This is a genomic window from Comamonas sp., assembly GCF_036666375.1.
Taxonomy (GTDB): Bacteria; Pseudomonadota; Gammaproteobacteria; order Burkholderiales; family Burkholderiaceae_C; genus Comamonas.
Window position 1 is genome coordinate 32,700 of the sequence record NZ_JAVWWA010000034.1, and the last position, 9,331, is coordinate 42,030.

Annotated in this window: 12 protein-coding genes; 7 read left to right on the forward strand and 5 right to left on the reverse strand. The window is 66.3% G+C overall.

What is annotated here, in order from left to right; genetic code table 11:
* The first annotated feature begins 89 nt into the window (after nucleotides 1-89).
* From RR928_RS10745 to RR928_RS10760, 4 genes are all read left to right on the forward strand, one after another.
* On the forward strand, nucleotides 90-332 hold the full coding sequence (locus tag RR928_RS10745) for a hypothetical protein (RefSeq protein WP_332536886.1): 243 nt from the start codon (nucleotides 90-92) through the stop codon (nucleotides 330-332).
* Between the two features lie 207 nt (nucleotides 333-539).
* A complete protein-coding gene (locus RR928_RS10750) occupies nucleotides 540-770 on the forward strand; it encodes a hypothetical protein (RefSeq protein WP_332536884.1) in 231 nt (76 codons plus the stop codon).
* Between the two features lie 90 nt (nucleotides 771-860).
* The gene (locus tag RR928_RS10755) at nucleotides 861-2,009 is read left to right on the forward strand and encodes a GTP pyrophosphokinase (protein WP_332536882.1); all 1,149 of its coding nucleotides are present in this window, start codon (nucleotides 861-863) and stop codon (nucleotides 2,007-2,009) included.
* Nucleotides 2,010-2,056: 47 nt separating this feature from the next.
* Nucleotides 2,057-2,431, forward strand: coding sequence for a hypothetical protein (locus RR928_RS10760; RefSeq protein ID WP_332536880.1), 375 nt, complete (start codon nucleotides 2,057-2,059; stop codon nucleotides 2,429-2,431).
* Nucleotides 2,432-2,438: 7 nt separating this feature from the next.
* On the opposite strand, the gene RR928_RS10765 is transcribed toward RR928_RS10760, so the two are convergent.
* Together RR928_RS10765 and pyrE are read right to left on the reverse strand one after the other, a co-directional pair.
* The gene (locus tag RR928_RS10765) at nucleotides 2,439-3,092 is read right to left on the reverse strand and encodes a DUF4124 domain-containing protein (protein WP_442881475.1); all 654 of its coding nucleotides are present in this window, start codon (nucleotides 3,090-3,092) and stop codon (nucleotides 2,439-2,441) included.
* Nucleotides 3,093-3,100: 8 nt separating this feature from the next.
* Nucleotides 3,101-3,811, reverse strand: coding sequence for an orotate phosphoribosyltransferase (gene pyrE / locus RR928_RS10770; protein WP_332536878.1), 711 nt, complete (start codon nucleotides 3,809-3,811; stop codon nucleotides 3,101-3,103).
* An 11-nt stretch (nucleotides 3,812-3,822) separates the two neighbouring features.
* Between pyrE and RR928_RS10775 the strand changes: the two genes are divergently transcribed.
* Complete coding sequence (locus RR928_RS10775) at nucleotides 3,823-4,626, forward strand: exodeoxyribonuclease III (RefSeq protein ID WP_332536876.1); 804 nt, start codon at nucleotides 3,823-3,825, stop codon at nucleotides 4,624-4,626.
* A 205-nt stretch (nucleotides 4,627-4,831) separates the two neighbouring features.
* Here the strand turns inward: RR928_RS10775 and RR928_RS10780 are convergent, their stop codons facing one another.
* Nucleotides 4,832-5,458, reverse strand: coding sequence for an MSMEG_1061 family FMN-dependent PPOX-type flavoprotein (locus RR928_RS10780; RefSeq protein ID WP_332682483.1), 627 nt, complete (start codon nucleotides 5,456-5,458; stop codon nucleotides 4,832-4,834).
* Nucleotides 5,455-5,709 carry a hypothetical protein gene (locus tag RR928_RS10785; protein WP_332536874.1) on the reverse strand — a complete coding sequence of 85 codons (255 nt, stop codon included), beginning with the start codon at nucleotides 5,707-5,709 and terminating at the stop codon, nucleotides 5,455-5,457. The genes RR928_RS10780 and RR928_RS10785 overlap by 4 nt, the downstream gene beginning before the upstream one ends.
* Before the next feature lie 101 nt (nucleotides 5,710-5,810).
* Here RR928_RS10785 and RR928_RS10790 point away from each other — a divergent pair, with 101 nt between their 5' ends.
* Nucleotides 5,811-6,599: an AraC family transcriptional regulator gene (locus tag RR928_RS10790; RefSeq protein ID WP_332536872.1), complete on the forward strand. Its 789-nt coding sequence runs from the start codon at nucleotides 5,811-5,813 to the stop codon at nucleotides 6,597-6,599.
* Nucleotides 6,600-6,618: 19 nt separating this feature from the next.
* On the opposite strand, the gene RR928_RS10795 is transcribed toward RR928_RS10790, so the two are convergent.
* Nucleotides 6,619-7,419 carry an AraC family transcriptional regulator gene (locus RR928_RS10795; RefSeq protein ID WP_332547931.1) on the reverse strand — a complete coding sequence of 267 codons (801 nt, stop codon included), beginning with the start codon at nucleotides 7,417-7,419 and terminating at the stop codon, nucleotides 6,619-6,621.
* Nucleotides 7,420-7,697: 278 nt separating this feature from the next.
* Here RR928_RS10795 and RR928_RS10800 point away from each other — a divergent pair.
* Nucleotides 7,698-9,331 (forward strand): 2-isopropylmalate synthase (locus RR928_RS10800; RefSeq protein ID WP_332682486.1); only part of this gene is annotated, 1,634 nt, incomplete at its 3' end.

Sequence of the window (9,331 nt, forward strand, 5' to 3'; positions counted from 1 at the left end):
AAACACCGTCGTGCCCCCTTTCACGCTCAGATATCAGGAGCATCTGTATGTCCGCACTCCTCGCGCCCGCTCATCTCCACCAACAGAGCATGTGGTCTTCCGGCCTGGACTCGGAAGACCTCGAAGGTCCGGCCTCCGTGCCAGAAGCCCGTCTGGCAAGCGTGCGCGAGCAGGCGATCTGCTACGCGCTGAGCCGCCATGTGCCCGACATGGCGCATGGCTTTGTGGTGTCGGTCAACCAGCGCCACTGGCAGGTCAGCGGCGATCTGGCGACGCGCATTGCGTCGCTGATCCGCGAGGCGCTGATGGAGGAACTGGCCAGGACGGAATAATTGCCGCAGGATTGCGGCACGCCGATAACCTCGATCCGGTTGCGGCCTTCGGGACCATTGCCCATTCTGCGCTGCGTAAGCGCATGCCGCGTCTGCAGCGCCAGGCCTCCCTGTCATGCCCGCTCTGACCTACACTATGCTGGTGAAACGACCGGCATGGGCTCGGTCGCAACGGGTTTGATTGCGATGACAGAAAGGGACACAGCCATGAGTACCACCATTGCCCAGCTCGATCTCGACAAGCTCCGCCACATCGTGCAGAAGTTCGATGCGTCCTCGTTCACGGCCGCGGGCATTGCCAGCGAATACAGCCAGGGCGCGGCCTCCGACGAGGAGATTGCGCTGATCGAGGAACAGCTGCAGCGCCATGCCCCGGTGCTGGGCATACACGCGCTGCCCGCGCAAGGCAGCGGCGCCACCGTGTGGCGCACCGTCTGACACCCCAGGCCGCGCCAGCCCCCGCGCCACCGCAGGTCGCCGCCCGTCGCCGCGACCTGTCTCCTTTCTTTCCCAGGATTTCCCGTTTCTATGCCCTCTTTGGATTTCAAGCTTGAGAAAAAGCTCTTTCGCCAGTTCTACGACCAGCACCTCGATTCGCTGGAAGAGGCCAAGGAGACTTTCGCGGCGCTGGCTCGCTCGCTGCTCAAGCAGGTTCCGGGCTTGCAGCTGTCGAAGATCGAAGCCCGCGTCAAGGACAGGGAAGAGTGCATCCACAAGTTCCAGAGCAAATACCTGCTGGCGCTTGAAGCCACGCAGCAGCCTTATACGATCCAGGAGCATGTGACCGACCTGATAGGCCTGCGCATCGTGTGTCTCTACGAAGACGAAGTGCACCGCGTCAAGAAAGTGCTGTCCGAGCATTTCGAAGTCATAGATACCACCGACAAGTCGGCCTCGCTCGAAAGCACCGAAGGCGAGTTCGGCTACAAGGGCCTGCATCTGGACCTGCGCCTGGGCGCGGCCCGGCGCAACCTGCCCGAGTACGCGTCCTATGCCGACTCGCGCGTCGAAGTGCAGATCCGCACCATCATCCAGGACTCCTGGAGCGTGCTCGATCACCAGATCAAGTACAAGAAGTCGATTCCCGGCAGCCTCAAGCGCCGCATCAACACGCTGGCCGCGCTGTTCGAGCTCGCCGACCGCGAGTTCCGCGAAATCCGCGATGCCACGGCCCAGGAACTGGCCGAGGCCGAAAGCCCCAACGCCTACGAGGAACTCGAAGCCGAGGAGCAGCCCAGCATTCCGGCGCCGCGCTCGAGCGAGACTTCGCACGACGAAGACGGCTCGACCCCGGCACTCGCGAGCGCGCCGTCCGCCACGCGCGGCCAGCAGCTCGATGCCTTCGGCTTTCTGCGCATCGCCAACCATTTCTTCAACGGTTTCGAGTTCGCACCGCACAAGGTCGACAGCTTCACCCAGGAAATCAACAGTTTCCGCCCCGGACTCACGCGCACCGGCTTCAACCAGAGCATGCGCACGCACATCAGCACCGTCAAGGACTACAAGAAGCATTTCGAGCTGCTGCATCCTACCGACGCCATGAGTCCCTATGAAGTCATACGCCACTGCATGTACCTCAGCGACAAGCGCAGCTTCCAGCACCTGCTGGGCGCCGACATGCGCCAGGCGTTCGAGCGCTGGCTGAGCACGCAGCAGGACGCACAAGCCACCGCCTGACGCCCGGTCTCTTGCGGGGTCGGGGCCAGCGTTTATGCTCTGGCCCCATGGATTGGTCTGATTACCCTTTTGCCCGCCTCTATGCCTCGGTGCTGGCCGCGCTGTTCATCACATTGGCCGCGGTCTGGCGCGTGCAGCGCGCGGCCTCGGCCGTGCTCGCGGCTTCGCCCCAGGGGCGCACGGCGCGGCGCCTTGCCTGGGCCTACGCGGTGGGCGCGCTGGTCTGGTGGGGCTACGCCGCCTATTCCGGCTATGGACGCTTTCTGACCGACGCGGCGCTGGCACAGTTGATGAGCACCGACACGCTGGTATCGCTGGCGCTGTTCATAGGCGCGATTGCCTGGGGCGCGGCGTTCATGCTGCAGCTGGTGCTGCGCCTGCTCAGGACCGAGCAGCAGCGCGGCGGCAAGCGCCAGCGCTGAAAACGCCTCAGGGGGGCGAAGCCCACAGCTGGCGCAGCTGGGTGAGCTCGGCGTCGAAACGCTGCTGCAGCCGGCGCTTTTCCTGCTCCTGGGTCGCGAGATAGCGCGCCTGCTCGGCCAGCCCCTCGTCGCTTTGCGCGATCTGGCGGCGCAAGGCCACGGGCGCGCGCGCCGGGTCCTTGGCGTAGAACTCCATTTCGGTATCGAGCCTGCGGCGCTCCGTGCGCAGGTCGTCCACACGCCGCTGCGCCAGCGCCGCGACATCGTCGATCTGGGCCAGGGCCGCCGCGCGCTCGGCATCGTGCGCGGCCTTGTCGGGATAGCGGTAGGCCAGCGCGCGCTGGCGCCGGATTTCGTCCCTGGCGCGCTGCTCGGCCTGCAGTTGCTGGCGGCGCTGTGCGGCCTGGGCCTCGCGCTCGGCTTCGGTGAGCGTCGGGCCTATGCGCGTGCGCTCCACGCCCGAGGGCCCCAGCAGGCGCTGTTCTCGGTCCACGCAGGCGGCGATCGGGCGGTCGGCGGTCAGCCGCCGGCCCTGGGCATCGGTGCAGCTGTAGATGCCCACCTCGGGCGCATTCAGCGCCATCGCCGGAGCAGCCACGACGGCGGCCGCCGCGGCCAAGGCCGCCCCCCAGACTCTCGCGATGATGGACACCAAATGCATGAACCGGATTACCCCTTGTCGTTGACTCCATAGCGCTGGCGGTAGGCCAGCACGCGCGCATGGTGTTCCTGCATGGATTGTCCTGCATCACCACTGCCCTGGTCCAGATAAAGCAATAAGTCGGCCAGGTTGGCAATGGTGCAGACCTGCATGCCCAGTTGGTGGCGCACATACTGCACCGCGCTGTGCGCCACGTCCTGGCCATTCTCGGTGGCCATCTCCTGGCGGTCCAGCGCAATCGCCACGCCATGGGGAATCGCACCCGCGGCCTTGATCAGCGCGATCGATTCGCGCGCGGCCGTGCCCGCCGACATCACGTCGTCGATGATCAGCACCCGGCCCTGGAGCGGCGCGCCGACCAGGCTGCCGCCTTCGCCATGGTCCTTGGCTTCCTTGCGGTTATAGGCGAACGGCACGTTGCGGCCCTGGCGCGCGAGTTCCACGGCCACGGTCGCGGCCAAGGGAATGCCCTTGTAGGCAGGACCAAAGACCATGTCGAACTCGACGCCGCTGGCAATGATGGCTTTTGCATAGAATTCTGCCAGCCGACCCATTTTCGCGCCGTCGTCGAACAGGCCCGCATTGAAGAAATACGGGCTCATGCGCCCGGCCTTGGTCTTGAATTCGCCAAAGCGCAGCACGCCTGCGTCCACCGCAAACCGCACAAATTCCAGCGCCAAAAGATTCTTGTCGTCCTGACGCGCGTCACCTATCACCATTGGATCCATCCTTGTTCAAATTAACCAGCCTCAACCTCAACGGTATCCGCTCCGCCACGACCAAAGGCGTCGAGTCCTGGATCGCGGCCACTGCGCCGGATTGTATTTGCGTGCAGGAAGTCAAGGCCCAGGCCGCTGATATAGCCGGGCGCTTCGAAGTGCTCGCCGAGTTGCGCGGGCACTTCCATTTTGCCGAGAAAAAGGGCTATTCGGGCGTGGGCATCTACAGCCGCCACGAACCCAGCGACGTGGTCATAGGCTTCGGCTCGCACGAGTTCGACGCCGAGGGCCGCTATGTCGAGGCGCGCTTCGACACGCCCACGCGCAAGCTGTCGATCATCAGCGCGTACTTTCCCAGCGGCTCGTCGGGCGAACTGCGCCAGAGCGCGAAGTTCCGCTTCCTCGCCGAAATGCACACGCATCTGATGCGCATGAAAGGCGAGCGCGAGTTCATCCTGTGCGGCGACATCAACATCGCCCACCAGAACATTGACTTGAAAAACTGGCGCAGCAACCAGAAAAACAGCGGCTTCACGCCCGAGGAACGCAGCTGGATGACAACTTTGTTGCACACAAGCGAGCCTACAGGTGGCCTGATTGACGTTTACCGTCACCTTTGCCCCGACACCACCGACGCCTGCTACACCTGGTGGAGCAACCGCGGCCAGGCCTATGCCAACAACGTGGGATGGCGCCTGGACTACCACCTGGCGACGCCGGCCACGGCCGCGCTGGCGCGCGCCGAGCACATCTACAAGGATGTGAAGTTCTCGGACCACGCACCGATCACGGTGGATTACGACTTCACGCTCTGAGGCGCCGCGGGCATCAGGCGGTGGGCACGGTGCCGCCGTCGTTCAGATGTTCGCAGCCGGAGATCGACGCCGCGCGCTCTGACATCAGAAAGGTGAGGCCGGGCAGGCCGTGAGTCACGGTAGCGACGGAATCTGGGTCTGGGCTGAAGGCCGGCTGAAGGCGGGCTGAAGACGCGCGCCGTCGTCGGCAGAGGCGGCGCCGGTGTCAGTACAGGTCATGCCGGACAGCATGGTCGTAATGCGCGTTGATCTCCTCGACCTGCGCCTCACCGATCTCGGTCGGGGCGTCTCCCATTCGGGCAAGCGCCGCCATCATGCGCCCCACCGTCGGCAGCGCGCCGCGCTCGCTCCTCGCGCCTTCGCTCCACAGACCCGCGCGGTTGATGGCCTTGCCGCAGTGCAGCAGTACCTCATCGATGCGCACCACGGTCGCGGTCTTGGGGCGGCGCTCATTCTCCCGCAGCTCGTCCAGCAGTTCCACGGCTGTCGACACGCGGCCGCGGCCGTTGATGCGCAGGAAGATCTCCAGTCCGGGAAACAGGAACAGCATGGCGATGCGCTCGTCGCGCTCGAGGTTGCGCAGCGACTCGATGCGGTTGTTGCCGGGCCAGTCGGCAAAGGCCACCGTGTGGGGATCCAGCACATGCACGAAGCCGGCAGGGCCGCCGCGCGGCGAGGCGTCCAGGCCGCGCTCGCTGCCCGTGGCCAGGCAGAAGAAGGTCGCGACCTTGAGGTATTCCATGTGGAAATCGACCAGCCGGTCGAGCACCGCCTTCTGGATCATCTCGGAAGGCGGCGCATAGAGCTGGTCCAGGTCCGGCTGGTCTGTCATGGCCGCGCCTCCACAAAGGCGCGCAGCTGCGGATTCCTGATCTCCAGCACGTTGAACAGCCCCAGCGCGCGCAGCGCGGGAAGCGCCGCTTCGATGGCGCTCAGCACGGCAAGGCGGTCCTGGCCCATGAGGGCGGGATCGTCCAGGGCCGCGGCGTTGGCGAGAAATGCGCCGACCGTGCCCTTGCGTATGGTCGTGCCGTTGATGTGAACTTCGTTGACGTCGTCTGGAAGGATGTCCTGTGCGCGCATGGGCGGCTCTCCTGAATATGTGGCCTCCAGCCTAAGGACAAACCCCGTGGCGGCTGTAAACTTCATCGGCCATTCAATAGCTCCCAGCCGCCATGTTCACCATGTCCGATCCGATACTGCAATTGCGCGACTTCGTCGACATGCCGGCCGGCCCCATCGTGCTTGCGGCCGGCGCAAGCCTGGAGGAGGAGCTGGCGTCCGGCCCGCACCGGCACGCGCGCGGTCAGCTGTTCGGTTCGCTGCGCGGACTGCTGTCGGTGGGACTGGAAAACGGCATGTGGATAGTGCCCGCAATCCATGCCGTGTGGCTGCCGCCACACACCCTCCATTCGGGCCGATCGCACGGCCCGTATAACGGCTGGAGCGTCTATGTCGCCGAAGCCGCCTGCGCCGACCTGCCGCAGCAGGCCTGCACCATTCGCATCTCCGGCCTGCTGCGCGAGGCCGTGCTGCGGGCCTGCTCCTGGGCCCCGGACTCTCTGGAACCATTGGGGACGGCGCGCTCGCATGTTGCGGCCTTGATACTCGAGGAGATCCGCAGCCTGCCCGTCGAGCCCTTCGGCCTGCCGCTGCCGCGTGACCCACGGCTGCAGCGCATCGCGCAGGCGCTGATCGCCGACCCCGCCGACGACCGGGATCTGCAGCGCTGGGCGGACTGGGCGGGCGTCAGCTCGCGCACGCTGAGCCGGCGATTCGTGCTCGAGACCGGCTTCAATTTCACCGCCTGGCGGCAGCGCGCCCGCCTGATGCGCTCGCTGGAAATGCTTGCCGCGGGCATGCCCGTGACGGCCATCGCCCTGGACCTGGGCTATTCGACCGCAAGCGCCTTCATCGGCTTGTTCCGGCGCAGCTTTGGCGAGACGCCGGCGGCATATCGCGCACGCCTTTGAGCAGCCCCCTCCCCGGGCGTCAGGCGCGTGGCGGCGGCGGTGCGGGCAGAAACTTCGACGGCGTGAGGCCGAACTGGCGCTTGAACGCCTGCGTGAACGCGCTGTGGCTTTCATAGCCGCAGTCCAGCGCCACGCGCATCAAGGGCTGGCCGCAGACGATGGCCGCCATGGCACCGAGCAGCCGCGCCTGCAGCTGCCACTGGCCGAAGTTCATTCCCGTGCTCTTGCTGAAATGCCGGTGGAAGGTCTTGGCGCTCATCGCCAGCGACTGCGCCCAGTCCTGCGCCAAACGCCCCTGGGCCGGGTGGTCGGTGATCGCGCGGCACACGGCCGCCATGCGCGCGTCGTCGGGCCAGGGCAGATGGAAAGGCAGGGCCGCGGGCTCGCGCAGCTCCTGCAGCAGCAGGGACGCCAGCAGCTCGCCGCGCGGCGTCTCGCAGACCTGCGTGCCCAGGGCCACCGCCGCGCAAATCAGCTCGCGCAGCAGCGGCGACACATGGACCACGCAGTCGGTGTCCGGCAGGGCGCGCGCGGCATCGGGCAGCACCAGCACGCTGCAGATGCGCGCCGCGCTGCGCATCAGTATGCGGTGGCCGACATGGGGCCGCAGCCAGACCGCGGTGGTCGGCGGCACGATCCAGCGGCCGGTCGTGGCCTCGACCACCATCACGCCGTCCAGCGCGCACAGCAGCTGGCCGCGCGCATGGCGATGGAAATCGACGGCAAAGCCGGCCGGGTAGTCGGCGGCCACGCCCGTCATCCACGAGGAATACGCCGAATGGTCGTGGGGGTCGGCCTCGGTCAATGGATGGGAAGGCAAACGCGCTCCTGTGATCGAATGTCCATTTGCATATAGGGATCGTCCAATTGTATGGAGCCCGCCTTGCGGCCGGCGATTAATCTGGGCTTCTTCCTTGAAATCCACGTCATGAACCTGCAACGCCCCCTGCGACTAACGCTGCTGACCCCTTGTCGGGGTCAGTGCGCAGACGCCTGCGCCATGACCTGTCCTGATTTCCCCTGACCCCGACTCCAGCCAGCTGCGTATGCCAGCAGGGGAAATCAGGCATGTCCTTCATGTCCTGACGAGGTTTCCCCATGCTTTCCCATCCCCAACAGAAGTACCGTCCCCAGCCGCCCGTCGATCTGCCCGAGCGCAGCTGGCCGGCGCGCACCATCACCGCGGCGCCGATCTGGCTGTCCACCGACCTGCGTGACGGCAACCAGGCGCTGTTCGAGCCCATGAGCGGAGCGCGCAAGCTCAAGCTGTTCAACGAACTCGTACGGCTGGGTTTCAAGGAAATCGAGCTGGGCTTTCCGGCCGCTTCCAAAACAGACTTCGACATCGTGCGCACGCTGGTCGACCAGCAGCTGATTCCCGACGACGTGACGCCCATGGTCATGACGCAGCTGCGCGAGGACCTGATACGCGAGACGGTGCGCAGCGTGCGCGGCGCGCGCCGGGTCATAGTTCACCTGTACAACGCCATCGCGCCGGCCTGGCGCGAGCTGGTCTTCGGCCTGAGCGTGGCGCAGATCATCGCCATGGTGGAGCAGCATGTGCGCCTGCTGCGCGAGCTCACCGACGCCGCGCCCGAAACCCAATGGGTGCTGCAATATTCGCCCGAGACCTTCTGCATGGCCGAGCTCGAGGTCTCGCTCGCGGTCTGCAACGCGGCCATTGCGGCCTGGGACGCGGGCCCGGCCCGCCCCATGATCGTCAACCTGCCGACCACGGTCGAGGTGTCGACCGCCAACGTCTTTGCCGACCAGATCGAGTGGATGCACCGGCGGCTGCAGCGGCGCGAACACATCGTGCTGTCGGTGCACCCGCACAACGACCGCGGCACCGGCGTGGCCTGCGCCGAGCAGGCGCTGCTGGCCGGCGCGCAGCGCGTCGAAGGCTGCCTGTTCGGCAATGGCGAGCGCAGCGGCAACCTGGATCTGGTGACGCTGGCGCTGAACCTCTACACGCAGGGCATTTCGCCCGGCCTGGACTTCTCCGACATCGCGGGCGTGGCGCGCATCGTCGAGGAATGCACGGCGCTGCCCATCCATCCGCGCCACCCCTATGTCGGCGATCTGGTGTTCACCGCGTTCTCGGGCTCGCACCAGGACGCGATTGCCAAGGGCTTTGCCGCGCAGCAGCCCGACGGCCCCTGGCGCGTGCCCTACCTGCCCATAGATCCCAAGGACCTGGGCCGCACCTACGACAGTATCGTGCGCGTCAACAGCCAGTCCGGCAAGGGCGGCATTGCCTACCTGCTCGAGCGCGACCATGGCGTGGTGATGCCGCGGCGCATGCAGATCGAGTTCAGCGCCATCGTGCAAAAGCACGCCGATGCCAGCGAAACCGAGATCGCCAGCGCGCAGATCTGGCAGCTGTTCCAGCAGACCTATCTGGATGCGCTGCAGCGCGGCAGCTGCCGCTACCTCGGCCACACCCTGCATGAAGGCGCCGAAGGCGACACGCTGAAACTGCGGCTGGACGACATGGCGCGAGCCGGCGGGATCGAGCGCAGCGGCCGCGGCAACGGCCCGATTGCGGCCACGGTCGCGGCGCTGGACCCGGCGCTGCGCGTGGACAGCTACGAGCAGCGCAGCCTGGAGGGCGGCGCCCAGGCGCGCGCAATGAGCATCGTGGAAGTGGCCCATCCCGATGTGGCCGGCAGCCGCTTCGGCGTGGGCATACATGAAAGCATTGCCACCGCCTCGGTGCTGGCGACGCTGGG

Excerpts from the sequence above, each read along its gene's own strand:
- pyrE (WP_332536878.1), bottom strand. The coding sequence starts at position 3,811 with ATGGTGATAGGTGACGCGCGTCAGGACGACAAGAATCTTTTGGCGCTG.
- RR928_RS10760 (WP_332536880.1), top strand. The coding sequence starts at position 2,057 with ATGGATTGGTCTGATTACCCTTTTGCCCGCCTCTATGCCTCGGTGCTG.
- RR928_RS10785 (WP_332536874.1), bottom strand. The coding sequence starts at position 5,709 with ATGCGCGCACAGGACATCCTTCCAGACGACGTCAACGAAGTTCACATC.
- RR928_RS10765 (WP_442881475.1), bottom strand. The coding sequence starts at position 3,092 with ATGCATTTGGTGTCCATCATCGCGAGAGTCTGGGGGGCGGCCTTGGCC.
- RR928_RS10780 (WP_332682483.1), bottom strand. The coding sequence starts at position 5,458 with ATGACAGACCAGCCGGACCTGGACCAGCTCTATGCGCCGCCTTCCGAG.
- RR928_RS10745 (WP_332536886.1), top strand. The coding sequence starts at position 90 with ATGTGGTCTTCCGGCCTGGACTCGGAAGACCTCGAAGGTCCGGCCTCC.
- RR928_RS10790 (WP_332536872.1), top strand. The coding sequence starts at position 5,811 with ATGTCCGATCCGATACTGCAATTGCGCGACTTCGTCGACATGCCGGCC.
- RR928_RS10750 (WP_332536884.1), top strand. The coding sequence starts at position 540 with ATGAGTACCACCATTGCCCAGCTCGATCTCGACAAGCTCCGCCACATC.
- RR928_RS10755 (WP_332536882.1), top strand. The coding sequence starts at position 861 with ATGCCCTCTTTGGATTTCAAGCTTGAGAAAAAGCTCTTTCGCCAGTTC.